The organism is Mycobacterium numidiamassiliense, from assembly GCF_900157365.1.
Classification (GTDB): Bacteria; Actinomycetota; Actinomycetes; order Mycobacteriales; family Mycobacteriaceae; genus Mycobacterium; species Mycobacterium numidiamassiliense.
The window spans coordinates 3,308,594-3,335,251 of record NZ_FUEZ01000004.1 but is presented as its reverse complement, the minus strand read 5'-3'; the positions used below and the strand labels follow the sequence as shown (position 1 = coordinate 3,335,251).

25 protein-coding genes are annotated in these 26,658 nt (G+C 67.3%); 10 read left to right on the top strand and 15 right to left on the bottom strand.

From position 1 onward, the window contains the following. Positions 1–152 precede the first annotated feature (152 nt). The 6 genes from MNAB215_RS24335 to MNAB215_RS24310 all read right to left on the bottom strand — a co-directional run bounded on the left by MNAB215_RS24335 (position 153) and on the right by MNAB215_RS24310 (position 7,199). Positions 153–1,196: a hemolysin family protein gene (locus tag MNAB215_RS24335; RefSeq protein WP_077081068.1), complete on the bottom strand. Its 1,044-nt coding sequence runs from the start codon at positions 1,194–1,196 to the stop codon at positions 153–155. Next, complete coding sequence (locus MNAB215_RS24330) at positions 1,196–2,566, bottom strand: hemolysin family protein (protein ID WP_077081067.1); 1,371 nt, start codon at positions 2,564–2,566, stop codon at positions 1,196–1,198. Before MNAB215_RS24330 ends, MNAB215_RS24335 begins: the two co-directional genes overlap by 1 nt. A 230-nt stretch (positions 2,567–2,796) precedes the next feature. Continuing rightward, on the bottom strand, positions 2,797–4,233 hold the full coding sequence (locus tag MNAB215_RS24325; RefSeq protein ID WP_077081066.1) for a GuaB1 family IMP dehydrogenase-related protein: 1,437 nt from the start codon (positions 4,231–4,233) through the stop codon (positions 2,797–2,799). Between the two features lie 35 nt (positions 4,234–4,268). Continuing rightward, complete coding sequence (gene gndA / locus MNAB215_RS24320; RefSeq protein ID WP_077081065.1) at positions 4,269–5,726, bottom strand: NADP-dependent phosphogluconate dehydrogenase; 1,458 nt, start codon at positions 5,724–5,726, stop codon at positions 4,269–4,271. 91 nt (positions 5,727–5,817) lie between these two features. Continuing rightward, complete coding sequence (locus tag MNAB215_RS24315; protein ID WP_077081064.1) at positions 5,818–6,768, bottom strand: M56 family metallopeptidase; 951 nt, start codon at positions 6,766–6,768, stop codon at positions 5,818–5,820. A gap of 14 nt (positions 6,769–6,782) precedes the next feature. Next, positions 6,783–7,199, bottom strand: a complete 417-nt coding sequence (locus MNAB215_RS24310) for a BlaI/MecI/CopY family transcriptional regulator (protein ID WP_077081063.1) — start codon at positions 7,197–7,199, stop codon at positions 6,783–6,785. A gap of 341 nt (positions 7,200–7,540) precedes the next feature. Here MNAB215_RS24310 and MNAB215_RS24305 point away from each other — a divergent pair, with 341 nt between their 5' ends. Further along, entirely contained in the window at positions 7,541–7,960 is a 420-nt protein-coding gene (locus MNAB215_RS24305) for a PaaI family thioesterase (protein ID WP_077081062.1), read from the top strand. 89 nt (positions 7,961–8,049) lie between these two features. Here MNAB215_RS24305 and MNAB215_RS24300 read toward each other — a convergent pair whose 3' ends face one another. The 3 genes from MNAB215_RS24300 to MNAB215_RS24290 all read right to left on the bottom strand — a co-directional run bounded on the left by MNAB215_RS24300 (position 8,050) and on the right by MNAB215_RS24290 (position 11,274). After that, positions 8,050–9,441 (bottom strand): NAD(P)/FAD-dependent oxidoreductase, encoded by a 1,392-nt coding sequence (locus MNAB215_RS24300; protein ID WP_077081061.1) that lies wholly within the window; start codon positions 9,439–9,441, stop codon positions 8,050–8,052. Positions 9,442–9,617: 176 nt separating this feature from the next. Continuing rightward, complete coding sequence (locus tag MNAB215_RS24295; RefSeq protein ID WP_077081060.1) at positions 9,618–10,535, bottom strand: LLM class F420-dependent oxidoreductase; 918 nt, start codon at positions 10,533–10,535, stop codon at positions 9,618–9,620. Between the two features lie 61 nt (positions 10,536–10,596). Further along, on the bottom strand, positions 10,597–11,274 hold the full coding sequence (locus MNAB215_RS24290; protein ID WP_077081059.1) for an SDR family oxidoreductase: 678 nt from the start codon (positions 11,272–11,274) through the stop codon (positions 10,597–10,599). A gap of 243 nt (positions 11,275–11,517) precedes the next feature. Between MNAB215_RS24290 and modA the strand changes: the two genes are divergently transcribed. Then, a complete protein-coding gene (modA, locus tag MNAB215_RS24285; protein ID WP_077081058.1) occupies positions 11,518–12,294 on the top strand; it encodes a molybdate ABC transporter substrate-binding protein in 777 nt (258 codons plus the stop codon). An 87-nt stretch (positions 12,295–12,381) separates the two neighbouring features. Here the strand turns inward: modA and MNAB215_RS24280 are convergent, their stop codons facing one another. After that, positions 12,382–12,759, bottom strand: coding sequence for a DUF732 domain-containing protein (locus tag MNAB215_RS24280; RefSeq protein WP_077081057.1), 378 nt, complete (start codon positions 12,757–12,759; stop codon positions 12,382–12,384). 752 nt (positions 12,760–13,511) lie between these two features. Here MNAB215_RS24280 and MNAB215_RS24270 point away from each other — a divergent pair. The 5 genes from MNAB215_RS24270 (at position 13,512) to MNAB215_RS24250 (ending at position 18,089) form a co-directional block, all read left to right on the top strand. Next, positions 13,512–14,309: an ABC transporter permease gene (locus MNAB215_RS24270; RefSeq protein ID WP_174604674.1), complete on the top strand. Its 798-nt coding sequence runs from the start codon at positions 13,512–13,514 to the stop codon at positions 14,307–14,309. 6 nt (positions 14,310–14,315) lie between these two features. Next, on the top strand, positions 14,316–15,431 hold the full coding sequence (locus MNAB215_RS24265) for a sulfate/molybdate ABC transporter ATP-binding protein (RefSeq protein WP_077081055.1): 1,116 nt from the start codon (positions 14,316–14,318) through the stop codon (positions 15,429–15,431). 109 nt (positions 15,432–15,540) lie between these two features. Next, positions 15,541–16,542, top strand: a complete 1,002-nt coding sequence (locus MNAB215_RS24260; protein ID WP_077081054.1) for an alanine and proline-rich secreted protein Apa — start codon at positions 15,541–15,543, stop codon at positions 16,540–16,542. A gap of 176 nt (positions 16,543–16,718) precedes the next feature. Then, positions 16,719–16,997: a GlsB/YeaQ/YmgE family stress response membrane protein gene (locus MNAB215_RS24255; RefSeq protein WP_077082292.1), complete on the top strand. Its 279-nt coding sequence runs from the start codon at positions 16,719–16,721 to the stop codon at positions 16,995–16,997. Positions 16,998–17,063: 66 nt separating this feature from the next. Further along, positions 17,064–18,089, top strand: coding sequence for a zinc-binding alcohol dehydrogenase family protein (locus MNAB215_RS24250; protein ID WP_077081053.1), 1,026 nt, complete (start codon positions 17,064–17,066; stop codon positions 18,087–18,089). Positions 18,090–18,095: 6 nt separating this feature from the next. Here MNAB215_RS24250 and MNAB215_RS24245 read toward each other — a convergent pair whose 3' ends face one another. The 4 genes from MNAB215_RS24245 to MNAB215_RS24230 are packed head-to-tail and all read right to left on the bottom strand — an operon-like array spanning position 18,096 to position 22,865. Beyond that, entirely contained in the window at positions 18,096–18,857 is a 762-nt protein-coding gene (locus MNAB215_RS24245) for a CPBP family intramembrane glutamic endopeptidase (RefSeq protein ID WP_077081052.1), read from the bottom strand. Between the two features lie 47 nt (positions 18,858–18,904). Further along, the gene (locus MNAB215_RS24240; RefSeq protein WP_077081051.1) at positions 18,905–19,579 is read right to left on the bottom strand and encodes an MOSC domain-containing protein; all 675 of its coding nucleotides are present in this window, start codon (positions 19,577–19,579) and stop codon (positions 18,905–18,907) included. 9 nt (positions 19,580–19,588) lie between these two features. Next, a complete protein-coding gene (locus tag MNAB215_RS24235; protein WP_077081050.1) occupies positions 19,589–21,970 on the bottom strand; it encodes a phosphoketolase family protein in 2,382 nt (793 codons plus the stop codon). A 46-nt stretch (positions 21,971–22,016) separates the two neighbouring features. Then, the gene (locus MNAB215_RS24230; RefSeq protein ID WP_077081049.1) at positions 22,017–22,865 is read right to left on the bottom strand and encodes an SDR family oxidoreductase; all 849 of its coding nucleotides are present in this window, start codon (positions 22,863–22,865) and stop codon (positions 22,017–22,019) included. Between the two features lie 111 nt (positions 22,866–22,976). Between MNAB215_RS24230 and MNAB215_RS24225 the strand changes: the two genes are divergently transcribed. After that, a complete protein-coding gene (locus MNAB215_RS24225) occupies positions 22,977–23,492 on the top strand; it encodes a CHAP domain-containing protein (RefSeq protein ID WP_077081048.1) in 516 nt (171 codons plus the stop codon). Between the two features lie 39 nt (positions 23,493–23,531). Then, complete coding sequence (locus tag MNAB215_RS24220; protein WP_083746356.1) at positions 23,532–24,035, top strand: GNAT family N-acetyltransferase; 504 nt, start codon at positions 23,532–23,534, stop codon at positions 24,033–24,035. A 5-nt stretch (positions 24,036–24,040) separates the two neighbouring features. Here MNAB215_RS24220 and MNAB215_RS24215 read toward each other — a convergent pair whose 3' ends face one another. After that, on the bottom strand, positions 24,041–24,958 hold the full coding sequence (locus tag MNAB215_RS24215; RefSeq protein ID WP_077081046.1) for an undecaprenyl-diphosphate phosphatase: 918 nt from the start codon (positions 24,956–24,958) through the stop codon (positions 24,041–24,043). 128 nt (positions 24,959–25,086) lie between these two features. Between MNAB215_RS24215 and MNAB215_RS24210 the strand changes: the two genes are divergently transcribed. Further along, positions 25,087–26,571 (top strand): acetyl-CoA acetyltransferase, encoded by a 1,485-nt coding sequence (locus tag MNAB215_RS24210; protein ID WP_077081045.1) that lies wholly within the window; start codon positions 25,087–25,089, stop codon positions 26,569–26,571. Positions 26,572–26,658 lie beyond the last annotated feature (87 nt).

Here is a 26,658-nt window from a genome sequence, read left to right as displayed (position 1 = left end):
TCAAAGCGCGCTTAGCGGGTGCCGCCGCGAGCACTCGACACGGCCCTAGCGATCACTTGCTGGCAACCCGTGTACCCCGCACCGTCTCGCTTCGGCGCCGTCAATAATACGGGCAGCCGGAGGCCTGCCCGGCGGGCGGCCCGGCGGGCCGCTCACTGAGCGTCGCGGATGCTGCCAACCAGATCCTCCACCAGGTCTTCCATCGCCACCATCGCCACCACCTGGCCGCCGGCGTCGGTCACCAGTGCCAGATGGCTGTTGTTGCGCCGCATCCGCGACAGGGCGTCCGCCAGCGGCAACGACGCGGCGACGCGCGGCAGCGGGCGCACCAGGGACAGGTCGATCACCGTCTGCGGATCGTCGCCGAGCGTCAGCACGTCTTTGATGTGCAGGTAGCCGATGAACGTCCCGTCCAGGCCCGCGACGGGGAAACGGGAATAGCCGGTCTGGGCCAGGGCACGCTCGAGGCTGCCGATCGTGGGCCCGCACTCCGCCGACAACAACTGCAGCGCCTGGACATCTTGGAGGGGCCTGGCCACCTCACCGACGACGCGGTCGCGAAGCTGCAGCGCGCGGGTGAGCCTGCCATGCTCCTCGGGATCCAGCAGACCTTCGGACACCGATTCGGAGATCATCTCGCTGAGCACGGCGGGGGAGACCGCGATGCTGAGCTCGTCCTTGGGTTCCACCTTCAGCGCGCGCAGGATCAAGTTGGCGCACTTGTTGTAGAACGTGATGAACGGTCGCGCGGCCCGCACGTAGGCGAGGTAGGACGGGACCAGCAGCATCGCGGTGCGCTCGGGGCCGGCCAGGGCGATGTTCTTCGGCACCATCTCGCCCAGCAGCACGTGCATCGTCACGACGACGGCGAGCGCGATGACGAACGAGATCGAGTCCACCACCGCGGGGTGCAGCGTGAAGAGGCCGAACGCCGATTGCAACAGGCTGGCGACCGCCGACTCACCGACACGACCGAGCAGCAACGAGGCGACCGTGACGCCCAACTGCGAGCCGGCCAGCATCGACGACAGTTGCTCGCCGGCCCGAATCACGGTGACGGCCCTGGCCTTGCCCTGCTCGGCCAGCGCTTCCAGGCGGTCGCGTCGAGCCGAGATCAGCGAGAATTCGGCGGCCACGAAGAACGCGTTCGCGCCGATCAGCAAGAGCGCGAGCAGGACGCCAAGCACGTCGTTCATCAGTGACCCTGACCTATCGGCGCGTCGCTGTGACTGTCCAGTTCGCTCAGCTCGAGGAGATCGATCCGGCGACCATCCATCCGGACAACCGTCGCCTGCCAGCGCGTCGAGGGGTCGAACAGGCCGTCGCCATTCAGCGCCGGCAGTTCGACGGTCTCACCGACCGCCGGTATATGGCCGATTTGCTGCAGCGCCAGCCCGCCGATCGTCTCGTAAGGCCCTTCGGGCGCCCGATAACCGGTAGCCAAGGCGACCTCGTCGATGCGCAGCAGGCCCGATACCCGCCAGCCGCTGCCGGCCAGCTCCACGTCGGGAGTGGCATCGTCGTGCTCATCGCGGACGTCGCCCACGATCTCCTCGATCAGATCCTCGACGGTCACCATGCCCGCGGTGCCGCCGTACTCGTCGACGACCATGGCGGTCTGCAGGGTGTTGGCCCGGATCTCGGCCATCACCGCGTCGCCGTCCAGCGTCGACGGCACCACCGGAACGGGTTGGGCAACGGTGGCCAGCAGGGTGCGCGGACGATCGGCCCGCGGGATTTTGAACACCTGCTTGACGTGCACGATCCCGATGGTCTCGTCGAGATCTCCGTCGACGACGGGGAAACGGGAGAACCCGGATTCGGCGGCGGCGGTGATCACATCGCTGACCGTGTCGTCTGTCTGCAACGCCACGATCTTCGAGCGCGGCGTCATCAGTTCCTCGGCGGTCAGCGCCCCGAACTCCAGCGATCGCCGCACCAGCGCGGCGGTGGCGGGGTCCAGCGCGCCGCTGCGCGCCGAATTGCGCACCAGCGATACCAGTTCCTCCGGGCATCGGGCCGATCGCAGTTCCTCGGCCGGCTCGATACCCAGCTTGCGCACGATCGAGTTGGCCGCGCCGTTCGTCAATCGGATCACGGGCGTCAGCAGCAGGGAGAACGCCAGCTGCAAACCGATGACGGCGCGCGCGGTCGACAGCGGGCGCGCCACCGCGAGGTATTTCGGGACCAGCTCGCCGAACACCATCGATACCGACGTAATGATCACCATCACCAGGAACCCGGTGATCGCGTCGGCCAGTCGATCGGGTAACCCGATCTGGTCCAGCCACGGGTGCGGCAGGTCGGCCGTCATCGGCTCGGTCAGGTATCCGATCACCAGCGTGGTGATCGAAATGCCCAACTGGGCGCCCGACAGCTGGAACGACAGCCTGTCCTGGGCCCGCTTGATGTATCGGTCACGACGACCGCCCTTGCGCGCGTTGGCCTCGACCGTGCTGCGGTCCAGCGCGGTCATCGAGAACTCGGCCGCGACGAAGAGGGCGTTACCAAAGACGAGCACCGCGATGGCTAACACGCTGACGACGGTGACGACGGTGGCGTTCATATCAGGCTCGGCTATCGGGACCTTGGGTGTACCGGCCGAGTAGCCGGTCTGGGCGGGTGGGGCGGCCGCTTCGCCCGGAAGCCAACGGCCTCGACGGGTGCCTGCGGCACGTCATCCCTTTCGCTCTTCAATGGACCGCGCGACCGCGGCTGGTGGAAATCACTGGAATTCACATGGTAGCGAACACATCCGGCAGGTTCAGGCTCGACGTGCCCCCGGGCTGCGGATAATCACCAACCCAACGGCAGCGGATGTCCCTCGGCGAAGCCTGCGGCCGACTGCACGCCGACGACGACCCGCTCATGCAGCTCCGCCAGGGTAGAGGCGCCGACATAGGTGCACGTGCTGCGCACTCCCGAGGTGATGTGGTCGATCAGATCCTCGACGCCGCCGCTGTCGGGGTTCAGCTCCATCTTCGACGTCGAGATGCCCTCTTCGAACAATGCCTTGCGGGCACGATCGAACGCGGTGTCGGCGAGACTACGGGCCACGACGGCCCGCTTGGAGGCCATGCCGTAGCTCTCCTTGTACGGCTGGTCGTCGCGGTCGCGCATCAGGTCGCCGGGCGACTCGTAGGTGCCGGCGAACCACGATCCGATCATGACGTTCGACGCCCCGGCGGCCAGCGCCAGCGCCACATCTCGAGGATGACGAATGCCGCCGTCGGCCCAGATGTGTCCGCCGAGTTGCTTTGCCGCAGTAGCACATTCGAGCACAGCGGAGAACTGCGGCCGGCCGACGCCGGTCATCATCCGGGTCGTGCACATCGCACCCGGCCCGACGCCGACCTTGACGATGTTGGCTCCGGCGCCCAGCAGATCGCGGGTGCCCTCGGCGGACACCACGTTGCCGGCCGCCAGCAGCACACCCAGGTCCAGGGACGCGACGGTCTTGATCGCGTCCAGCATTTTGACCTGATGCCCGTGCGCGGTGTCGATCACCAGCACGTCGACGCCGGCCTCGGCCAGCGACCGCGCCTTGGCGCCCACGTCGCCGGTGATGCCCACGGCAGCACCGACCCGCAGCCGCCCGCCGGCATCGGTGGCCGGGGTGTACAGGCCGGTACGCAGTGCCCCGGTACGGGTCAACACACCGGCCAACGTGCCGTCCACGTTTGTCACCACGGCAACCCCGATCGGGGCGTGCTCGAGCAGGTCGAAAATCTTGCGCGGCTCGGTTCCAGCCGGGGCGTGGACGAAGTCGCTCACCGCCACGTCGCGCACTCTGGTGAAGCGGTCGACGCCCAGGCAAGCCGCTTCGCTCACCAGACCGATCGGGCGGCCCTCGAACAGCACGACGGCGACACCGTGGGCGCGCTTGTGGATCAGCGCCATCGCGTCGGAGACCGAATCGTCGGGCCCCAACACCACCGGGGTGTCGAGAACCAGGTCGCGGCTCTTGACGAACTCCACCGTCTTCTCGACAACGGTGATCGGCAGGTCCTGCGGCAGGATCACGATGCCCCCGCGGCGCGCCACCGTCTCGGCCATCCGCCGGCCCGCGACCGCGGTCATGTTGGCGACGACGAGCGGGATGGTGGTGCCCGAGCCGTCCTCAGTCGACAGGTCGACGTCGTAGCGGGACGCGACATCGGACCGGTTCGGCACGATGAAAACGTCGTTGTAGGTCAGGTCATAGCCGGGCTGGTGCCCCTGCAGAAACTCCATCGCCCTCGATTGTCCCCTTCGCCCCGACAACCGCGCTAGGCCGGTACCTCGGTGCGGTCGCCGCTCCACAGGGTGTGGAAGCGCTTGGCAGGATCTTCGTCGATGCGCCCGTAGGTGTGGGCTCCGAAGAAGTCGCGCAGGCCCTGGGTCAGCGCGGCGGGCAGCCGTTCAGTGCGCAGCGCGTCGTAGTAGGACAGCGCGGAGGCGAACCCGGGGATCGGAATACCCAGTTGCGTCGCGGTCACGACGACGCGACGCCAGCTGTCGATGGATTCCTCGATGGCGGAGCGGAAGTACGGCGCGACGATCAGCGACGGCAGATCGGCGTCCTCGTCGAACGCCTCCTTGATCCGATTGAGGAACTTGGCGCGGATGATGCAGCCGCCGCGCCAGATGGTGGCCATGTCACCGGGCTTGATGCCCCAGTTGTATTCGGTGCTGCCGGCCTGAATCTGGTTGAACCCCTGGGCATACGCGATGATCTTGGACGCGTACAACGCCTTACTGACGTCGTCGACGAACTGCTTCGCGTCGGTGGGCTTGGCGCCCAGCTCGCCCGAAGCCAGGCCCGTAGTGGCCTTGCGCTGAGCCACCGACCCCGACAGCGCGCGGGCGAACACCGCCTCCGCGATGCCGGTGACGGGCACGCCGAGGTCCAGCGCCGACTTCACCGTCCAGCGGCCGGTGCCCTTTTGCTCGGCCTCGTCGAGGATGAGGTCGACGAGCGGCTTGCCGGTCTTGGCGTCTTTCTGCCGCAGCACCTGCGCGGTGATCTCGATGAGGAAGCTGTCCAGGTCGCCCTTGTTCCACTCGGCGAAGACGTCCGCGATCTCGGGTGCACTCTTGCCGAGGCCGTCGCGCAGCAGTTGGTAGGCCTCACCGATCAGCTGCATGTCGGAGTACTCGATGCCGTTGTGCACCATCTTTACGAAGTGGCCGGCGCCGTCGGGGCCGACGTGGGTGCAGCACGGCACACCGTCGACGTGCGCGGAGATCTCCTCGAGCAGCGGGCCCAGCGACTTGTACGACTCGGCCGGACCACCCGGCATGATCGACGGCCCGTTCAGCGCGCCCTCCTCGCCACCCGAGATGCCGGCGCCGACGAAGTGCAGGCCCCGCTCGCGTATCGCCTTCTCGCGGCGGATGGTGTCGGTGTAGAGGGCGTTGCCGCCGTCGATGATGATGTCGCCTTCTTCCATGGCGTCGGCGAGCTCGTTGATGACGGCGTCGGTCGGGTCGCCCGCCTTGACCATGATGATCACGCGCCGCGGCTTCTCCAGTGCGTCCAGGAATTCCTGGATGGTCTCCGAACGGACGAACTTGCCCTCGTCGCCGTGCTCCTTGAGTAGCGCGTCGGTCTTGGCGATCGACCGGTTGTGCAGCGCGACGGTGTAACCGTGATGGGCGAAGTTGCGGGCGAGGTTCGAACCCATCACGGCCAGGCCCGTGACACCGATTTGCGCCGTCCCGGTTGTCGAATCCGACGAACTCATGTCTCGCCTCTCAGGTTTGCGTTCCAAAGCTTTTCCGACACTGTGGCACAGCCCCGCGGCGACTGCTCAGCCCGCCCATTCGGGGCGGGTACTACAGGGTGAACAGCCGCTGTAACTCGGTCAGCCACGGGACGACCACCGCGACCGTCGGCACACCGATCACGGCCGCCGCGGCCAGATAGGCGGCGACGGACAACATCATGCTGTTGCCGCGTCCAGACAGCCGGCGCACTCGCATCACGGTGCTGTGCCCCCCGGCGGCCAGCGCACCGGACGGCGCACGGCCCGACGCGCAGGCGACCAGCGCGCGGGCCAGGGGAGTGCGCCCCGTCGCGCGCACCGCGGCGTCGTCCGCCAGCAGCTCGGCGAGCAGCTGCACCGCGCGCAGTGCGTTGGCGCTGCGGACCAGCCGCGGAAACGCGGCGTGCACCGCGGTGAAGGCCTCGAGAACGAGATCGTGCCGGGCCCGCAGATGGGCCCGCTCATGAGTGAGGATCGCCGCAACTTCATTGTCGGCGAGCACATTCAGCGTTCCCTCGCTGACCACCACCCGGCTGCGCACACCCGGCAGGCAGTAGGCGAGAGGTTGCGCCACGTCCAGGACGCGCAGGTCCCGGGTGCCGGCGCACGGCTCGGTCAGCACCGCGTCGTGACCGACGCCGACCAGGTCGACCACCATGCGGTGGTGGGCCCGCCGGCGCCGATTCGCGATGGCCACCCTTGCCAGGGCGACCATCAACCGGACGCCGACCAGCACTGTCAGGGTGAAGACACCCATGTATGTCGCCCACAGCGGCCAGCCAAGCCGCTCCTCCGCGTCGATGATGCTGGCCGTGGGCCGGCCATCCGCTCCGGGCATGAGCACTCGGGTGGCGATCGCGATGCCCGCGCTGAACGCAGAGAGCACAGCGGCCAGCGCGACGGCTTGCCACAACACCATTGCGGCGCGCGGTGCGCGGTGCGGCCACGTCGCCCGGGCTAGGAGGGCGGGCGCGGGACCGGCGAAAAACACCGCGAGAACGGTGAATGCCAGGGCGGACACACCCTCAGTGTCCCTTAGTCCTCCGCTGTGGCGCCAGCCGACCGCCGATTGCGTTGGTTCGCTTCCAATTCGGCGAGCGCACGCCGCAGCGCATCGGCCTCATCTGCCCCGACTCGCTCGACGAAATGCACCAGCGCGGCCTGTCGGTCCCCGGAGTCCTCGGCCTGAGCCAGCGCGTCCACCATCAGGCCAGCGACCAGCTCGTCGCGGCCGTGCACAGGGGCGTACCGGTGGGCACGGTCGTCGCGTATCTGCGAGACCAGATTCTTCTTGGCCAATCGTTGCAGCACGGTCATGACCGTGGTGTAGGCGAGGTCGCGGCGCATCGACAACGCCTCGTGTACCTGGCGGACCGTCTGCGGTTCCGGCATGGACCACAAGTGATCCATCACCGCGCGTTCAAGTTCCCCTAGCCGTGTCAGCTTGGCCATAGTTCGTTCATCTCCATCAGGGTCGAATAAAGCGTACTCCGGCTTACTACCGACCGTCGTAAAGACAGCTGGCAAATATCGGTCCCGACGACCGGTCGCCGAAGACCCAGCCGCGCATGAGTTCCACAGTACGCAACAAAACCTTGCAAAATTAGGGCAGCCTTGCCTATGCTGATTCTGGTCGAGAGCAACAGGCCGCCGGAGTGTCCTGAGGGCTGCAGTGACCCCCGGTCTACTCGATCGGCGAGCCCCGTGCCGTAGCGCACGGGGCTCGCCTGTTTTTGTCACCGGCTGGCGACCGGCCGCGGTCGGCCACGTCACCGATGGTGTAGACACAAAACGTGCCAACGTCAGACGCCGTCGTCCCGCCGGATTTCACCGCCCCCTTCGACACCGAAATCGGGCTGCGCTTCACCGAACTCAGCCCCGACGGTGCCCGCGCGCAGCTCGAGGTCACGCCGAAACTGCTGCAGCCGATGGGACTGGTGCATGGCGGTGTCTACTGTTCGATCATCGAGAGCATGGCCAGCGTGTCGGCCTACACCTGGCTCGCCACCCGAGGCGGCGGCAACGTCGTCGGCGTCAACAACAACACGGACTTCCTGCGTTCCATCGGTTCGGGGATGATCTACGGCGTCACCGAACCGATCCATCGCGGCCGACGTCAGCAGCTGTGGTTGGTCACGATCACCGACTCGGACGATCGGGTGGTGGCCCGGGGGCAGGTGCGGCTGCAAAATCTCGAGGTCGAGCCCGGCTGAGTGGTCGCGGTGCCACGGGCACCCTTCAGCGAATTACGCTATCCGGCAACAGATTTCGCGACCATTTGGCGGGCCGACCGGCTGGTCGGCTAGCTCGCCACCCTCGCCGCCAGCTGCGGGCTATGCGCCTCAGCGGCGAGTTCGGCTAGTTGCTCGAGCCGCGTTCGCGCGAAGGCCTGCTGCTCGGTGATCGTGAGCTGACTGCGCCGGGCGCTCAAGAAGGTCAACGTCCACGACAACAACGTGGTGATCTGGCTCTTGAAACCGACCAGGTACACAAGGTGCAGCACCAGCCACATCAGCCAAGCGATGAAGCCGCTGAACTCCAGCGGACCGATCTTGGCCACCGCGGAGAACCGCGACACCGTGGCCATCGAACCCTTGTCGAAATACTGGAACGGCTCACGCTCGGCCGGGTCGGCACCCAGCAATTCGGCCTTGATCGTCTTGGCCACGTACTTGGCGCCCTGAATCGCACCCTGCGCGACGCCGGGCACACCGTCAACGGCAGCCATATCGCCGACGACGAACACGTTCGGGTGCTCCGGGATGGACAGATCGGGCAGCACTTGCACCCGCCCGGCGCGGTCGAGTTCGACCGCCGACTGCTCGGCCAGATCCCGGCCGAGCCGGCTGGCCTGCACCCCGGCGGACCAGACCTTGCACGCCGATTCGATGCGGCGGATGGTGCCATCGGAGTCCTTGACGGTGATGCCGTCGCGGTCCACGTCGGTGACCATCGCACCCAGCTGAATCTCCACGCCCATCTTCTCCAGGCGGGCGGCCGCGCGTTCACCCAGCTTTTCGCCCATCGGCGGCAGCACCGCCGGCGCGGCGTCGAGCAGGATCACCCGAGCCTTCGTCGAATCGATATGCCGGAACGCGCCTTTGAGAGTGTGGTCGGCCAATTCAGCTATCTGCCCGGCCATTTCGACGCCGGTGGGTCCAGCACCGACGACTGTGAAGGTCAACAACTTCTTGCGGCGTTCCGGGTCGTTTGATCGTTCCGCCGCTTCGAAGGCGCTCAGGATCCGGCCACGCAGTTCCAGCGCGTCGTCGATCGACTTCATGCCGGGCGCGAATTCGGCGAAATGGTCGTTGCCGAAGTACGACTGGCCCGCACCGGCAGCGACGATCAAAGTGTCGTAAGGCGTTTCGTAGCTGTGGCCGAGCAGGTCCGAGACGACCCGCTTGCCCTCCAGGTCGATGTGGGTGACGTTGCCGAGCAGCACCTGGACATTGCGCTGCTTGCGCAGCACCACCCGGGTCGCGGGGGCGATTTCACCTTCGGAGATGATCCCGGTCGCCACTTGATACAACAACGGCTGGAACAAGTGATGCGTGGTGCGCGCGATCATTTTGATGTCGACGTCGGCGTGCTTGAGCTTCTTTGCCGCATTGAGTCCACCGAATCCCGATCCGATGATGACGACCTGGTGTCGACGCTTCGGCTCAGCTGTGACTTCCGGCTGGGGACTCATGGTTTTTCGGCTCCTGACGGGGCTCCTCGACGCGACAAAGACAGTTAGCTACCACGCTAGTCATCGCGCAGCGCAAAGTCCCCATCGTGAGCCTGTGCCATCAACCACACCGGCCCGTTGTGCCAGGTCGCAACAACGTGATTCGCGTCATGCCGGGCGACCGATTGAGGCCCCCGTTACAGACCGACCAAGGGCCGCAACGCATCTCCGGCCGCCTTCACCACACCAGGCGTGTAGAAGGGGATGTTGACGATAAGGCTGTCGATGCCCGCGTCGATCACCTTCGTCTTGAGTTGGTCGGCAACCGAATCGGGGCTACCCGCCGCCATCCGCTGGGTCATCTCGGCCGGAATCTGGTCGGGTTTGATGCTGTCGTCAAGCAACACGGTGATCAGCTGGCTGGTCTCCAGGGTGGCCGGGTCGCGGCCGATCTTCTCGCACTGCTCGCGCACTACCTGCAACTTGCGCGGCAGCTCGTCGAAGCCGGCAATCACATTGAGGTGGTCGAAATGCCGTGCGGCGAGCGGGATCGTCTTCTTCTCGCCGCTGCCACCGATCATCAGCGGAATGTGTTCGCGGAAGCGAGGATTGGCCATCGCCTCGGTAGCGCGGTAATAGGTCCCCGCGAAAGTCGGGCGCTCACCCTTGATCATCGGCAGGATGATCTGCAGCGCCTCGTCGAGCCGGTTGAACCTATCGGTGAAGGTGCCGAAGTCGAAGCCCAGCTGGTCGTGTTCGAGTTCGAACCAGCCCGTACCGATGCCCAGGATGGCCCGGCCTTGGCTCACCACGTCGAGGGTGGTGATCGTCTTGGCGAGCAGCGTCGGATTGCGATAGGTGTTGCCGGTCACCAGCGTGCCGAGCTGTACCCGCTCGGTCGCGGTGGCCAGCGCGCCGAGCGCCGTGTAGGCCTCCAGCATCGGCTGGTCGGGTTCGCCCAGCATGGGCAGTTGGTAGAAGTGGTCCATCAGGAAGACCGAGTCGAATCCGGCCGATTCGGCCTCTTGGGCCTGCGCGATGACCGTGGGGAAGAGTTGCTCTACCCCGGTGCCGTAGGAGAAGTTCGGGATCTGAAAGCCAAGTCGAATAGCCACGGTTCCTACCGTAGTGATCGCCCTGGAAAGCGGAAGACTCTCAGCTGAGAGCGAAAGAGCCTTAGGCGAACTGCGCGAGCGCGCCGTGGCTGACGTGCAGCGTCTGGCCGGTGATGTGACGTGCCGCGGGGGTGGTCAGGAACAGGGCCAACCGCGCGACCTCGGCCGCGACAGAGGGCGGTGTGCGCGAAAGCCCGTCGTAACCGGCCTGGACGCTGCGGCCGCTGGCCACGACGTTCACCGTGATACCGCGGGTGCCGAAAACGGTCGCCTGCCCGGCGACCCAGTTCGAGAGTGTCGCTTTGATCGCAGCGTCGGCGCCGCCCGCCGGTGGGTTCTCCGGCACCACGCTGATGATGGAACCGCCCGAGCGCAGATGGTCGCCGACGGCCTGCACCGTGAGCACAGCCGACAACACAGTCGTGTCGAGGGTGTTGCGCCAGGCTTTGGCGGTATCGGCCATCGAGTAGGTGCGCGGGTCGCCGGCATCCCAGGTGGGGGCCGGCACGTTGACGATGGTGTCCAGGTGGTGGGGGAACAGCCCGCGAGCGTCTTCGAGACTGGCCGGGTCGGTGATGTCGCAGACAATCGCGTCGACGTCCAGCTCCTTGGCCGCGACCTCGAGATCGCTGCGGCGAGCACCCACGAGGGTCACTTTGTGGCCGTCATCGCGAAAGCCCTCGGCAACCGTCCGCCCCAGCTCCGTGTCTCCGCCGGTTACCAGCACCTCCACTGCCATGACCTCCTCATGTTCACCGTTGAACCCAGACCCTGGCACTTCGTCGATTCCTGGGATCTCAGCGTGTTATGGCGTCGATCGAAACGATGTTACTGGACAGTAGCTCTAAGGGGAAATTAAGGACGCCACGACGCGCGGACGATTCGATAACTATTCTTGGCCGACGGTGCGACGCCGGCGCGCTGCACTGATCCGCGTCGGTCCACACGCGGCCCACCGTGTCGCGAGGATAGGGTTTCACCCATGCGTCAGGTGGCCGTTTTGGTGTCGACATTGCTGATCGCGAGCCTGGCGGGATGTAGCCAGAAAGCACCGTCTCCGCCGCCATCCCAGACGACGACACTCGCAGGGTCGATCGTGGTGTTCGCCGCGGCCTCACTGAAGCCCGCGTTCACTCAGCTCAGTGAGCGGTTCAAGAGCGACAATCCCGGCGGCGGCGTCGAATTCGAGTTCGCCGGCTCCTCGGAGCTCGCGACGCAGTTGACCCAAGGAGCGACGGCCGATGTCTTCGCGTCGGCCGACAACGCGCAGATGAGCACCGTCGTCAAGGCCGGGCTATTGGCCGGCGATCCGACGAACTTCGCTGCCAACACGCTGGTCATCGTCACCGCCCCCGGCAACCCGAAGAAGATCGCCGCTTTCGCTGATCTCACCAAGCCGGGAATCAGCGTGGTCACCTGCCAGCAGCCGGTGCCGTGCGGAGCGGCGACCCAGCGCATCGAGGACAGCACAGGGGTACACCTCAACCCGGTCAGTGAAGAACCCAGCGTGACCGACACCCTGGACAAAGTGATCACCGGTCAGGTCGATGCCGGGCTGGTCTACGTCACCGACGCCAAGAACGCCGGAAACAAGGTGACGACGGTCAACTTTCCCGAGGCCTCCGGCGCGGTCAACGTCTATCCGATCGCGGTGTTGAAGAAGGCGCCGCGGCCGGCGCTGGCGCAAAAGTTCGTCACGCTGGTGACGTCCGACAACGGCCAGCAGATCCTGGCCCAATTGGGCTTCGCCAAGCCCTGATCAGTCGCGTGCACCGACCAGCGGACGCGGGGCGGTGGCTGGTGATGCCGATTCCGCCCATCCCGCTGGGTCCTTCCGCGTGTTGTCTCAGGGCGGCGGAAGTTCTCCTTGATGCTTTGGGCAGTAGACGGTCACGGATGCGGTGATGAATCTGACCACGGTTCTTCTCACGCGATCCGGCTGTAGATGTAGAGCCGGACTGTCCCCAAACGAAATGTTCATCTCGTTGTTCACCACGGTGTCCACCGAGGTGCCGCCATCGAGTTCGCCACAAATCTGATGGGCTTGGGCGACGAGCGCGGGCACGTTATCGACGGGGGGAATCTGCAATTGTTGGAGCAGCGCAACAAACTGATCCTGCTGACTAGGGTCGGCGCCCGCCGCGCCAGCGCAAATAATTGTCGCGGTCAGCACCGCCGAGGCGCTGAGCAGAGCGCCTGCGGGGCAGGAGATGCCGGTTGGCACGGCAGGATTTCCGTTTCTTCGACGTCGTCTGCCTGGTATCTAATCAAGCGACACCCAGCGGCAACAGTGGAGACGTCTTGCGTCTGCGATGATGAATATCGTAACTGGTTGTAACCCTGAACTATGACAGGGCCTTTCGCCAGACCCGCAGATGAGGAACGCGGCGTGACGGCTGATCGCAGGCGACGGATACGTACTGAGCGCGCGGCGATCGCCGCCTTGATAGGTACCGTCTTGAGCCTGGCGGGCGCAGCGCACTTTCCGGTTTGGGTCCGATCGCAGCAGGGCCGACCGGAATTTGACGCCCACGGCACGGTATCCACCGCAAGGATCCGGCCGCTCCCGTTGGGGGAGATCACACCTGACCCGCCACAAACCCCGGCGCCGTCGATAAATCCGATCGCGCCGCCTGTCGCGCCCGCGCAGCCTGTCCGGCCAGCGCCACCTGTCGCGCCCGCGCAGCCTGTCCGGCCAGCGCCACCTGTGGCGCCGCAGGCACCTGTCGCGCCGCCGGCACCGCGAGTAGAAGAGCCGCAATCGCCACCACCCAATCAGGACGGGCCCGCACCACAGCAGACGACGCCTCCCTCCCAACCTCCGCGAGGCCACGTCCAACTCGCACCGTGAAAAACAACGCTGACGCGCTCGAGCAGCACTCGTTCCTCGCGGTGCCATAGCCCGACGCTGCTGAGGTGTTACGTTCTCCCGACAGGGCTTTCAACCCCAGCCGACCTGCCTTTAGGTAAGTACGTATTAGCGCGCGTAGTACAGACCTGCCCCGTTGGGTGTACGTCCCCGCCGCCGCGGGGACCCTCTTCGTGGTCCTGCCACTCATCGCGATCGCGGTAAAGGTCGACTGGCCCAATTTCTGGTCGCTGATCACCAGCTCCTCGTCGAAGACGGCGCTGTTGCTGAGCCTTAAAACGGCCGCCGCGAGCACCGGGTTGTGCGTTCTGCTCGGGGTGCCGATGGCTTTGGTGCTGGCTCGCAGCAGGGGGCTGCTGGTCCGTTTGCTGCGGCCACTGATCCTGCTGCCGCTGGTGCTGCCCCCGGTGGTGGGCGGCATCGCGCTGCTCTACGCGTTCGGCCGGCTCGGATTGATCGGTCAGTACCTGGAGGCCGCCGGACTCAGCATCGCGTTCAGCACGACGGCGGTGGTCTTGGCGCAGACGTTCGTCTCGCTGCCCTTCCTGGTGATCTCGCTCGAGGGTGCGGCCCGGACCGCGGGAGCCGACTACGAAGTGGTGGCCGCGACGCTGGGAGCGCGGCCGAGCACGGTGTGGTGGCGGGTCACCCTGCCGCTGCTGCTGCCGGGCATCGTGTCCGGGGCGGTGCTGGCCTTCGCCCGCTCGCTGGGGGAGTTCGGCGCAACGCTGACCTTCGCGGGCTCGCGGCAGGGTGTGACCCGCACGCTGCCGCTGGAGATATACCTGCAGCGGGTGACCGATGCCGACGCGGCGGTGGCGTTGTCGATCCTGCTGGTGGCGGTGGCAGCGGTGGTGGTGCTGGGCGTGGGTGCGCGCGCGCTGACCGGAAACGACGCCAGGTAGCCGCCGGTGAGCGAGCTGCAGCTTCGCGCGGTGGTGGCCGACCGCTCGCTGGATGTGGAGTTTTCGGTATCGGCGGGTGAGGTGCTCGCGGTGCTGGGACCCAACGGCGCGGGCAAATCGACCGCCCTTCATGTCATCGCCGGGCTGCTCCGGCCCGATGAGGGCGTCGTGCGGTTGGGGGATCGGGTGTTGACCGACACGGCGGCCGGGGTGGACGTGCCAACGCACGATCGCCGGGTGGGCCTGCTGCTGCAGGACCCGCTGCTGTTCCCGCACCTGAGCGTCGTCGCAAACGTCGCCTTCGGCCCGCACAGCCGTCGCGGGATGTTCGGTTTCGGGCAGGCCAGGCAGCGGGAGACGGCGCTGCGCTGGCTGGGCGCGGTGGACGCCGACCAGTTGGCCGACCGAAAGCCCCGGCAGCTCTCCGGCGGGCAAGCCCAACGAGTCGCGATCGCGCGGGCGCTGGCCGCCGAACCTGATGTGCTGCTGCTCGACGAGCCGCTGAGCGGGCTCGATGTCTCCGCGGCCGCGGCCATCCGCGCCGTGCTGCGCACCGTCGTCACCCGCAGCGGCTGCGCCGTCATCCTGATCACCCACGACCTGTTGGACGTGTTCACCCTCGCCGACCGGGTGCTGGTGCTGGAATCCGGGAAGATCGGCGAGATCGGCCCGGTGCCCAAGGTGCTCACCGCGCCGCGCAGCCATTTCGGTGCGCGCATCGCCGGAATCAACCTGGTCAACGGGACCATCGAACCGGATGGCTCGCTGCGGGCGGCGTCCGGCGGGCACTGGTACGGGACCGCGGCCGACGGCCTTTCCGACGGCCAGGCCGCGATCGCGGTGTGCGCGCCGACCGCGGTGGCCGTGTACCGGGACCGGCCGCACGGCAGCCCGCGCAACTGCGTCGAGGTGACCGTGGCCGAGCTGGACATCCGCGGGTCCGCGGTATTGGTGCGGGGGCCCGAACAGCCCGGCGGCGCGCCCGGGCTGGCCGCCGAGATCACCGTCGAGGCCGCCGCCGAGCTGCAGCTGACGCCCGGCGAGCGGGTGTGGTTCGTCGTCAAGGCCGTCGAAGTCGCGCTGTATCCGTCGGCGCAGCGACACGCCGGCCGCAGCACGTGAACTGCGCAGACGCGCATCAGGTTGCGTGTTGGCAACAACGGCGAATCCGCATCGCATCTCCCAGCAAGCCATCCTTGCCTCACGGCCGTAACACGGTAGGTTCGTCGCCATGAATCAGGTGGACCCGCACTTGCAACGCCGCAAAGGGCTGTGGGCGACGCTGGCGATTGCCACGGTGACCAGTGCCAGCGCCGTCAGCATCGCCTTTCCGGCGATCGCGAACGCCGATCCCGAGGTTCCGACCCCGGTCCCGGCAACCACGACGGCCGCACCGCCTCCGGCCGGCGCACCGGCGTCGCCCGCGCCGGCGGCCTCGCCCACACCGGCGGTCCCCGGCGCTCCCGCGGTCCCTGGTGCTCCCGCTCCGGTCTATTCTTCTTCTAGAGACTCCGGGTTGGGCCGCTTCCTCGACCCGAACGCCGGGCGGGTTGGCAACGCCCTCGGCGGCTTCAGCTTCATCGTGCCGCCCGGCTGGGTCGAGTCGGACGCGACCCACCTCGACTACGGCTCGGAGCTGCTCAGCAAGACGACGGGACCGCCGCCGGCGCCCGGCCAGGCGCCGCCCGTCGCCAACGACACCCGCATCGTGATGGGCCGGCTCGATCAGAAGCTGTACGCCAGCGCCGAGGCGAACGACGCCAAGGCCGCGGTCCGGCTGGGTTCGGACATGGGTGAGTTCTTCATGCCGTATCCGGGCACCCGGATCAACCAGGAGGCCACGCCGCTCACCGGCGCCAACGGACTCACCGGAAGCGCCTCGTTCTACGAGGTCAAGTTCAGTGACGCCTCCAAGCCGAACGGCCAGATCTGGACGGGCGTGGTCAGCGCGGCGCAGTCGCCCAGCGGCGGACCCCCGCAGCGGTGGTTCGTGGTGTATCTGGGGACGTCGAACGACGCGGTCGACAAGGGCGTGGCCAAGGCGCTGGCCGAGTCGATCCAGCCCTGGACTGCCCCGCCGCCCTCGGCCGGGGCCCCCGCTCCGGTTCCCAGCCCGCCGGTTGTCGGTGCTCCGCCGGGGCCGCCGCCGGCTCCGGGGGCGCCCGCTCCCGCGCCCGCGACGGACGCCCCGGCAGCCACACCGCCCACGACGCGGACCCTGCCGACGACCTAGTTCCGCAAGTGCGAAGAGCGAGTCGGCAACCCTCGACAGCTCTGGATGCGCGCAGGACGGCGCGTTAAGCCGAATCCTGACACCGGAAGTCACGATTCGCCGGCGCGGTTGAGCTGATCGCTGCGGGGTATACCTCCGGCGTCCCCTCTATCAGCGAATACTTGAAGGAGCCGGTCGTGATTCTGCACATTATCTGGCTGATCGTCTTAGGTCTCGTCGTCGGCTTGGTCGCGCGTCTCGTCGTGCCGGGCAAACAGCCGATGGGGTGGGTCGCAACCGCACTCCTCGGCATAATCGGCTCCTACGTCGGCGGCACACTAGGCAGCATCGTCTTCCCCCCGCATCAATTCGACATTCACCCGCCGATCCAGCACTCGTTCCTCGGTGCGCTGGTGGGTGCGGTGATCCTGTTGGTGATCTACAAATTCGCCACCTCGCGCACGAAGACTCTGTAGCGCCGACCTCTTTACGCCCTCCGTCCCGCCGCGCCCAGCGGCCGCGCCCAGCGGCATGATGAGGGGATGACCCCAGCGTCAACCTCGACGATGCGCGCCTGGCGGGTGCGCCGGCCCGGCCCGATGGACACCCGGCCGCTTGAGGAGGTCAGCGCCGAAGTGCCGCGGCCGGGGCCGTCGGAGTTACTGGTGGCCGTGCGCGCGTGCGGAGTCTGCCGCACCGATCTGCACGTCACCGAGGGCGATCTGCCGGTGCACCGCGAACGGGTCACCCCCGGCCACGAAGTGGTCGGGGAGGTCCTCGAGGTCGGCCCGCAGGCCGGTGACGGGTTCGCGGTGGGGGACCGGGTCGGCATCGCGTGGCTGCGGCACACCTGCGGGGTGTGCACGTACTGTCGTCGCGGCGACGAGAACCTGTGCCCGCAGTCCCGCTACACCGGCTGGGACGCCGACGGCGGCTACGCCGAATTCGCCACGGTCCCTGCGGCTTTCGCACATCACCTGCCGAGCGGCTATACCGACAGCGAGCTGGCGCCGTTGTTGTGCGCCGGCATTATCGGATACCGGTCCCTGCTGCGCGCCGAGCTACCGCCCGGTGGGCGGTTGGGTCTGTACGGCTTCGGTGGCAGCGCGCATATCACCGCCCAGGTCGCGCTGGCGCAAGGCGCCGAGGTGCACGTGATGACCCGCGGCGCAGAGGCACGAGAGCTGGCCCTCGAGCTCGGCGCCGCGTCGGCGCAGGGTGCGGCCGATCCGCCGCCGGTACCGCTGGATGCCGCGATCCTGTTCGCTCCGGTCGGCGATCTGGTGCTCCCCGCGCTCGAGGCGCTGGACCGAGGCGGCACTTTGGCGATCGCCGGAATACACCTGTCGGACATCCCGCCGCTGAACTACCAGCGTCACCTGTTCCAAGAGCGGCAGGTTCGCTCGGTCACCTCGAACACCCGGGCCGACGCGCGGGAGTTCCTCGATTTTGCGGGCCGGCATCACATCGACGTCACAACACCGGAATACCCGCTCGGAGAAGCCGATCGGGCGCTGGCTGATCTGGCCGCCGGGCGCATCGCCGGCGCCGCGGTGTTGCTGGTGTGACGGGCCTCAGGCCGACAGGTGCCAGACCAGCGCGGCGGCCAGGGCGCCCAGGCCGTTCAGTGACCAGTGCAGCGCGATCGGCGCGATCAGGCTGCCGCTGCGCCGGCGCAGCCAGCTGAAGACGAATCCGGCCGCGCCGGTGGCCACTACCGCCATCGTCACCCCGGCCACCATCCCGACGACGCCGCCGCCGAAGATCCGGGTAAAGCCGACGTTGCCGCTGGTCAGCCCCAGCGAAGTTGCCACATGCCACAAACCGAACAGCAGCGACCCCGCCAGTGCGACCCCGCGAAAGCCCCACGCCCGATGCAGCGCGCCGTGCAGCACTCCGCGGAACGCCAGCTCCTCGGGGATCACGGTTTGCAGCGGGATGATCACCATCGAGGCGATCAGCGCACCGGAGATCGTGGCGTAGTGGTTGTTCATGAACATCGGCCGGGTCATGGGCAGCAGCACACCGATCGCGATCACCGAGGCCACGACGGCCACCGCGCCCACCGCGTAACCCAGCCCGGACTTCCAGTGTTCGCGGCCCAGGCCCAGGTCGGCCCAGTCCAGGCCGTTGGACCGCATCAAGATCACCAGGCCGACCGCCGCGGCCGGCACCGTCGCGATGCTGGCCAGCGGCGTGGTGAAGTGCGCGATCAGGTTCGTGAGCACCAGCACGACGACGACAACGCCGAGGTCGAGATGAACGCGGAACCGGTGCAGCGCCGACAGCTGCGACACCAGCGAATGGGTGTCGGGGGCAACTGTCGCGTCAGGCATTCGGCCAGTTTACCGGTGACGCCCTCCAGGCCCGCTGACTTCGGCGTTTAGCGGGGGTTCGACGACGCTCGTCGCTGGGCGTACTCCTTCAACTCCGCCGAAAGCGCGTCCGCCACCAACAGCCGGGGCAGCAGCTCCGGCTCCGACATCCGGGCGCGAAAAACCAGTCCGATGGTCACATCATGATCCGGGCGGTGGTCGATGGTGATGGTGTCGCCGCCGCGCACCGATCCCGGTGAGATCACCCGGAGGTAGGCGCCGGGCTTTCCCGCTTGCGTGAAGGTTTTGATCCAGTGGTTCAGGTGCAGAAACGCGGCGAAGGTGCGGCATGGTGTCCGCGGCGCCGACACTTCAAGAACCACGCCATCGCTTCCGACGCGCCAGCGTTCACCGATCCGCGCGTTCGTCACATCGATGCCCGAAGTGGTCAGATTCTCACCGAACATTCCGTTGGTGAGCGTGCGCTGGAGCTGAATTTCCCAGTCGTCCAGGTCTTCTCGCGCGTAGGCATAGACGGCCTGGTCGTCACCGCCATGGACTTTCGGATTGCCGATGGTGTCGCCGACCAGGCCGCTGCCCAGGCCTCCATGCATCGGACCCGGTGCGCGCACCGCGACCGCCTCGGCCGCGGCGACCTTGTCGATGCCGGTCACGTTCGACTGCCCGCGTGGATCGGGATTCGTTCGCGCGCGAGCCACGTTGACCGAGAGCACTTCAGCCATCTCAACAGGTTAGTCGCTCGCGTCCCAGGTCCAGTTGGCGATTTGCGGGTCGTCCTCGCCGTGCTCGCGGGTGTATCGGCGGGCGTTCAGCCGCGCGTCGGCCATCCGCTGACGCAGTACCGCGGCCTGGGCGGCCAGCCCCTCGACCCGGTCGATGACGTCGATCACCAGGTGGAAGCGGTCCAGGTCGTTGAGCATCACCATGTCGAACGGTGTCGTCGTGGTGCCGCGCTCCTTGAACCCGCGCACGTGGATCTGGTCATGATTGGTGCGGCGGTAGGTGAGCCGGTGAATCAGCCAGGGGTAGCCGTGGTAGGCGAAGATGATCGGCTTGTCGCGGGTGAACACGGCGTCAAATTCCCTGTCGGGCATGCCATGCGGATGTTCGGATTCGGGCTGCAGGCGCATCAGGTCGACCACGTTGACGACGCGGACGGCCAGGTCGGGCAGTTCGCGGCGCAGGATGTCGGCGGCCGCCAAGGTCTCCAGCGTGGGGACGTCGCCGGCGCATGCCAGCACCACGTCGGGCTCGCCGGTCGCGGTGCTGGCCCATTCCCAGATGCCCAGCCCGCGGGTGCAGTGCGCGATCGCTTCGTCCATGCGCAGGTAGGCCAGGGCGGGTTGCTTACCGGCGACGATGACGTTGATGTAGTCGCGGCTGCGCAGGCAGTGGTCGGCCACCGACAGCAGTGTGTTGCCGTCCGGCGGCAGGTAGACCCGCACGACCTCGGCGCGTTTGTTGGCGACCAGGTCGATGAATCCGGGGTCCTGATGCGAGGCGCCGTTGTGGTCCTGACGCCACACGTGCGAGCTCAACAGGTAGTTCAGCGACGCGATCGGCCGCCGCCAGGGCAGTTCACGGCTGGTGGACAGCCATTTCGCGTGCTGGTTCATCATCGAGTCGACGATGTGCACGAACGCCTCGTAGCAGTTGAACAACCCGTGCCGGCCGGTCAGCAGATAGCCCTCCAGCCAGCCCTGGCACAGGTGCTCGGACAGCACCTCCATCACGCGGCCGTCGGGCGCCAGATCCTCGTCGACGGGCTCGGTCTCGGAGAGCCAGACCTTGTCCGTCGCCTCGAACACCGCGGACAGCCGGTTGGACGCGGTTTCGTCGGGCCCCATCAGCCGGAACCGGTCCAGGTTGCGGGTGATGACGTCGCGCAGGAAGGTGCCGAGAACTCGGGTGGCCTCGTGCGTCGTGGTGGCCGGTTGCGGGACCTGAACCGCGTAGTCGCGGAAGTCCGGCAGATCCAGCTCGCGCAGTAAGACGCCGCCGTTGGCATGCGGGTTCGCGCTCATCCGCCGGGCCCCGGTCGGGGCGAGCGCCCGCAACTCTGCGCGCAGCGCGCCGTGCCCGTCGAACAACTCCTCAGGCTCGTAACTGCGCAGCCACTCTTCCAACTGGGCGCGGTGCGCGGGGTTGTCGTGGGTCTCGGCAAGTGGCACCTGATGTGCACGCCAGGTGCCCTCGACCTGTTTGCCGTCAACCACTTTGGGCCCGGTCCAGCCCTTCGGGGTGCGCAGCACGATCATCGGCCACACCGGCCGCTCGGTCGTCTCGCCGTTGCGTGCGGCCCGCTGAATGGCCGCGATCTCGTCGAACGCGTCATCCAGGGCGGCGGCCAGCTCCTGATGCACGACGGCCGGGTCGTGGCCGGCCACCATAATCGGCCGATACCCGTAGCCGCGCAGCAGCGATTCCAGCTCGGCGTGCGGAATGCGCGCCAGCACAGTCGGATTGGCGATCTTGTAGCCGTTGAGGTGCAGGATCGGCAGCACGGCGCCGTCGACGGCCGGGTTCAGGAACTTGTTCGAATGCCAGCCGGCCGCCAGCGGCCCGGTCTCCGCTTCACCGTCACCGATCACGCAGGCGACCACCAGGTCGGGGTTGTCGAAGGCCGCGCCGTAGGCATGCACCAGCGCGTAACCGAGTTCGCCGCCCTCGTGGATGGAACCCGGTGTCTGCGCGGCGACGTGGCTGGGGATGCCGCCGGGAAAGGAGAACTGGCGGAACAACTTTCGAAGCCCTTCGGCGTCTTCGCCGATGCCGCTGTACACCTCGGTGTAGGTGCCTTCCAGGTAGGCGTTGGCGACCAGCCCGGGGCCGCCATGGCCGGGCCCGGTGATGTAGATGACGTTGGCGTCGCGGTTGTTGATGATCCGGTTCAGGTGCGCGTAGACGAGGTTGAGCCCCGGCGTGGTTCCCCAGTGCCCCAGCAGCCGGGGTTTGACGTGCTCAGCGGAGAGCGGTTCGGCCAGCAGCGGGTTGTCCAGGAGGTAGATCTGCCCGACCGACAGGTAATTGGCGGCGCGCCAATACTTGTCGATCAGGGCCAGTTCGTCGTCGGAGAGGGTCGCGGGCGTGGTTATCAAGGCATCGAGGCTCACTCGCCCGATTGTCTATGCCCACGATGAACGCTGCTAGAACACAAAGTCACTCGTCGCCGCGCGCGCGGGCCTCGTAGGCCTTGCGCTTCTCGACGTCAACGTCGTCGGTGAAGACGTGGTCGCCGCCGAGCTTGCGATTGAGGCCCTCCGACAGCCCGCGCGGCATGAACTTCTGCGCGACGATGAGCGCCCCGGCCAACCTGGTCACGCGCACCCGCGGTTTGGGGTGCGCTACCAGCTTGACGATCGCGTCGGCGACGTCGGCCGGTTCGGCGTTCTTGATGCCTTTGGCGCCTTGGGTTCCGGCGATGAGTTCGGTGTTGACGAATGTCGGCATGACGAGCGAGAACTGCACTCCTGTCCCGCGGTATTCGACCCTGGCCGCGTCGGTGTAGCCGACGACGGCGTGCTTGCTGGCGCAATAGGTTGCCGCACCGGCGAGGTACGTCTCGCCCGCGAGGGACGCGACGTTGATGACGTGGCCGTGACCGCGCGGGATCATGCGCTGCAGCGCCAGTTTGGTGCCCAACATGACGCCGTAGACGTTGATGTCCAGAATGCGCCGGGTGACGGCGTCCGGCTCGTCGACGATCCGGCCGAGCGGCATGATGCCGGCGTTGTTGACCAGGACGTCGATGGGCCCGAGCTGGCGCTCGACGTCGTCGAGGAATTCCGAAAACGACTGCCGGTCGATGACATCGAGCTTGCCGTAGACATCGACGCCGAGGGCGGCACCCGACTCCTTGACCTTGACCTCGTCGACGTCGCCGATCGCCACCTTGGCACCCAAATTGTGCAGGGCGGTCGCGGTGGCCAGGCCGATTCCGCGTGCCCCGCCGGTGATCACGATGACCTTGCCCTGGACCTTGAGGCCGATGGATGCCGTGTCTGCCATCCGCTAAGCACAGCACTCGGGTTGCGGGCACGCAATAAACCCAACTGGCCTTCGTGAAACGAATGCCGGTCTCGCGGCGATAACGAAAACGTAACGGGCGAAGGGGTGTGAATGAATATCTCGGGCGTTGTGGCTGCCGTCGCCGCGGGCTGCGCACTCTCGCTGGGAGCATCCGTGGCGCCAGCGGCCCACGCGGACCGGACGACCCACACCGGTGCCCATACGGACCGGACCCAAGGCCTCACGACCGACCACAACCCTTTCAGCGGCTACGAGGGTTACTGCACGTGGGGCGCCCAGGAACTGATACACGACCACACCGGCTACTACATCAAGGCGCTCACCGGAAACGCCGAGAGCTGGGCTGACCAAGCCGCAGCGGGCGGCTGGACGGTGGTGGGTGACGCACAGCCCCACTCGATCGCCGTCTTCAGCAGCGCTCTCGTCGGAGGCGTCGGACACGTGGCCTGGGTCGACACCGTCCGCGGCAACAACATGACGATTACCGAAATGAATACGGGCTTCGGTGGCTCCGCGGCGAACGCGTACCGGACCACGGGCTTCAATCAGTTCGACACCCGCACTACCAAAGAGGTCCCGGGGATCAGCTACATCCTGATCCCCTGAGCTGTCGCACCGCGGATGACGTCCGCCGATACTGCAACGATGATGCAGGTGCGGGCCGCGGCTCCAGGCGACGCGATGGCCGCGGCGCGGGTGCACGTCCGATCCTGGCAGTGGGCCTATCGCGGGCTCGTCGCGCAGGACTACCTTGACGGCCTGCGCCCCGAAGCATGGGCCGGCCGTTATACCTTCGGCCTGGTGGGCCTTCGGGTGCCGTCCACCCAGGTCGCGGTGGACGGAGCGACGATCTGCGGCCTCGTGACCACCGGGCTGTGTCGTGACGACGACTTGTCGAATTGCGGTGAGCTGATGGCGATTTACGTCGATCCGGCGCACGCGCATGCCGGGGTGGGGCGGTCGCTGATGGCCGCCGCCCGGGAGCGGCTAGGCGCGGTTGCCGGGCGGGCGGCGTTGTGGGTGCTGGACGGAAACGTCCGTGCCCGGCGGTTTTACGAACGCGACGGGTGGCGCTGCGACGGCAGCCGCCGCACCCGGGTCTACGGTGGCGTTCCGGTGGGCGAAGTCCGCTATCAGTCCGCGCTGTAGCGAATTCAGCGCAGCGTCAGAAAAGCCAGACTGCCCGCCCCGAACACGGCGCAGTAGATGGCGAACGGTGTGAGAGTGCGGGTTTCGAAATACCTGGTGAGGAAGCGCACGGCGAGGTAGGCGCAGACGAACGAGGCGATGCTGCCCGCCAGGACCTGGCCGCCGATGCCGCTGCCCAGCGGCCCGAACAGGTCCGGGATTTTGTACACCCCGGCGGCCAGAATGATCGGTGTCGCCAGCAAAAAGGAGAAGCGGGCGGCGTCCTCGTGTGACAAGCCGCGCCACAGGCCGGCGACGATGGTGATGCCGGAACGGCTGATTCCGGGCAGCAGCGCCAGGATCTGAGCCGAGCCGATCAGCACGCCCTGGCCCATGGGCAGTTGGGCGAGCCGCTCGTCCACGGCCTCGCCGGTGTGCTCGACCGGGGCTCCGACGGGCTGCTGTGCGGGGACGGCGGCAGCGGCGCGACGGCGCAGGACTTCGCCCGCATAGAGGGCAATCCCGTTGAGCAGCAGAAACGCCGCCGCCGGGATGGGTCTGCCCAGCGTGGTGCGAAACAGCTTCTCGAGAAACAGTCCGGCGAGGCCCACCGGAATCGTGCCGCCGACGAGGAGCCACGCCAATCGCTCGTTGGCTGTCTGGATGCGGCGATGGCGCGCCGAGGAGACGAAGCCGGCCAGCACCCGCAGCCAGTCCCGCCAGAAGAACACCAGCAGGGCGGCGGCCGTCGCGACATGGAGGCCGACGATGAACGCCAGGTAGGGCGACTGCGGTTCGGAGACGTTGAGGTCCTGCGCCCACTGCCCGCCGACCAGCGCCGGCACCAGGATCGAGTGCCCCAGGCTGGACACCGGGAACAGTTCGGTGACGCCCTGGGCGGCGCCGACGATCACGGCCTCGATGTAGCTCAAATGTGCGGTCATTCGTCGAAAGCCTCCATCCCTCTTCGCCCCTGAGGCACTGTCATCGCCGAGCGTGACACTAGCGTCACGCTCGCCGCCCAACGCGACGCTGTCGTCGTGCTCGGCGACGCTGACGATAAGTTCGTCCTATGCCTCTTGACCCCAGGACGCCGGTGTTGATCGGCTACGGCCAGGTCAACCACCGCGACGAGATCGACCCGGACATCCGATCCGTCGAACCGGTCGACCTGATGGAAGGCGCCGCCCGGCAGGCAGCCGATGCGCGGGTCTTCGAGGCCGTGGATTCCATCAGGGTGGTGAACATCCTCTCGGCGCACTACCGGGATCCCGGGCTGCTGCTCGGCCAACGGATCGGTGCCAGCGACTTCACCACGCTGTACAGCCCGATCGGCGGCAACGTGCCGCAGTCGCTGCTCAACCAGGCCTGCCTGGACATCCAGCGGGGCCGTGCCGGCGTCGTGCTGCTGGCCGGCGCGGAAACGTGGCGCACCCGCAGAGGGCTCAAGGCCAAGGGAGGCCGGCTCGTCTGGACGGTGCAGGACGACTCCGTGCCGCTGGCCGAGATCAGCGGCGAGGACGTGCCGATGGCCGGCGAGGCGGAGATCAGGATCGCCCTGGACCGGCCCGCGTACGTCTACCCGCTGTTTGAGCAGGCGCTGCGCCTCGCCCGCGACGAGTCGATCGAGGACCACCGCAGGCGCGTCAGCGAGCTGTGGGCGCGGTTCAACGCCGTTGCGGTCGCCAATCCGCACGCCTGGATCCGCAAACCGGCCAGCGCCGAAGAGATCGCGCAGCCCGGCCCCCGGAACCGAATGATCAGTTGGCCGTACACCAAACTGATGAATTCCAACAACATGGTCGATCAGGGCGCCGCGCTAATCGTCGCGTCCGTCGAGCAGGCACAGCGCCTACAGATCCCCGCGGAGAGGTGGATCTACCCACACGCGGGGACCGACGCCCACGACACGTCGTCGATCGCCGAGCGCGACGAGCTGCACCGCTCGCCGGCCATCCGCATCGGCGGTGCCCGCGTACTCGAGCTGGCCGGCCTGGGTATCGACGACGTTGACTATGTCGACCTGTACTCGTGCTTTCCCTCGGCCGTTCAGGTGGCGGCGGCCGAACTCGGCCTGAGCGCCGACGACCCCGCCCGCCCGCTGACCGTCACCGGCGGGCTGACCTTCGCCGGCGGCCCGTGGAGTAACTACGTCATGCATTCCATCGCCACCACGGCCGAGCTGCTCGCGGCCAATCCCGGACGGCGCGCCCTGATCACCGCCAACGGCGGCTACCTGACCAAGCACAGCTTCGGTGTGTACAGTACCGAGCCGCCGCCCGAATTCCGTTGGGAGGACGTGCAATCGGCGGTAGATCGAGAGCCCACCCGGGACGCGTTGGTCGAGTGGGAAGGCATCGGGACGATCGAAGCATGGACGACGCCGTTCGACCGTGACGGCCAGCCCCAGAAGGCTTTTGTCGCGGTGCGCACGCCTGACGGGTCGCGCGCCCTGGCGGTGATCGCCGATCCGGCCGCGGCGCAAGCGAGCGTGAGCGAGGACATCGGGGGCGCCAAGGTCGCCGTCACCGCAGACGGCAACGCGACGCTGCGGTAACCAGCGTCGGAATCAGTCCAGTTCACGGGCCGCTAGGGGCTCAGCGGTCGCGCAAGTCGTGGGGGCTTGCCTATTGTCGTTGTTGGA

Excerpts from the sequence above, each read along its gene's own strand:
- MNAB215_RS24335 (WP_077081068.1), bottom strand. The coding sequence starts at position 1,196 with ATGAACGACGTGCTTGGCGTCCTGCTCGCGCTCTTGCTGATCGGCGCG.
- MNAB215_RS24330 (WP_077081067.1), bottom strand. The coding sequence starts at position 2,566 with ATGAACGCCACCGTCGTCACCGTCGTCAGCGTGTTAGCCATCGCGGTG.
- MNAB215_RS24325 (WP_077081066.1), bottom strand. The coding sequence starts at position 4,233 with ATGGAGTTTCTGCAGGGGCACCAGCCCGGCTATGACCTGACCTACAAC.
- gndA (WP_077081065.1), bottom strand. The coding sequence starts at position 5,726 with ATGAGTTCGTCGGATTCGACAACCGGGACGGCGCAAATCGGTGTCACG.
- MNAB215_RS24310 (WP_077081063.1), bottom strand. The coding sequence starts at position 7,199 with ATGGCCAAGCTGACACGGCTAGGGGAACTTGAACGCGCGGTGATGGAT.
- MNAB215_RS24300 (WP_077081061.1), bottom strand. The coding sequence starts at position 9,441 with ATGAGTCCCCAGCCGGAAGTCACAGCTGAGCCGAAGCGTCGACACCAG.
- MNAB215_RS24290 (WP_077081059.1), bottom strand. The coding sequence starts at position 11,274 with ATGGCAGTGGAGGTGCTGGTAACCGGCGGAGACACGGAGCTGGGGCGG.
- modA (WP_077081058.1), top strand. The coding sequence starts at position 11,518 with ATGCGTCAGGTGGCCGTTTTGGTGTCGACATTGCTGATCGCGAGCCTG.
- MNAB215_RS24260 (WP_077081054.1), top strand. The coding sequence starts at position 15,541 with ATGAATCAGGTGGACCCGCACTTGCAACGCCGCAAAGGGCTGTGGGCG.
- MNAB215_RS24250 (WP_077081053.1), top strand. The coding sequence starts at position 17,064 with ATGACCCCAGCGTCAACCTCGACGATGCGCGCCTGGCGGGTGCGCCGG.
- MNAB215_RS24245 (WP_077081052.1), bottom strand. The coding sequence starts at position 18,857 with ATGCCTGACGCGACAGTTGCCCCCGACACCCATTCGCTGGTGTCGCAG.
- MNAB215_RS24240 (WP_077081051.1), bottom strand. The coding sequence starts at position 19,579 with ATGGCTGAAGTGCTCTCGGTCAACGTGGCTCGCGCGCGAACGAATCCC.
- MNAB215_RS24230 (WP_077081049.1), bottom strand. The coding sequence starts at position 22,865 with ATGGCAGACACGGCATCCATCGGCCTCAAGGTCCAGGGCAAGGTCATC.
- MNAB215_RS24225 (WP_077081048.1), top strand. The coding sequence starts at position 22,977 with ATGAATATCTCGGGCGTTGTGGCTGCCGTCGCCGCGGGCTGCGCACTC.
- MNAB215_RS24220 (WP_083746356.1), top strand. The coding sequence starts at position 23,532 with ATGATGCAGGTGCGGGCCGCGGCTCCAGGCGACGCGATGGCCGCGGCG.
- MNAB215_RS24215 (WP_077081046.1), bottom strand. The coding sequence starts at position 24,958 with ATGACCGCACATTTGAGCTACATCGAGGCCGTGATCGTCGGCGCCGCC.
- MNAB215_RS24210 (WP_077081045.1), top strand. The coding sequence starts at position 25,087 with ATGCCTCTTGACCCCAGGACGCCGGTGTTGATCGGCTACGGCCAGGTC.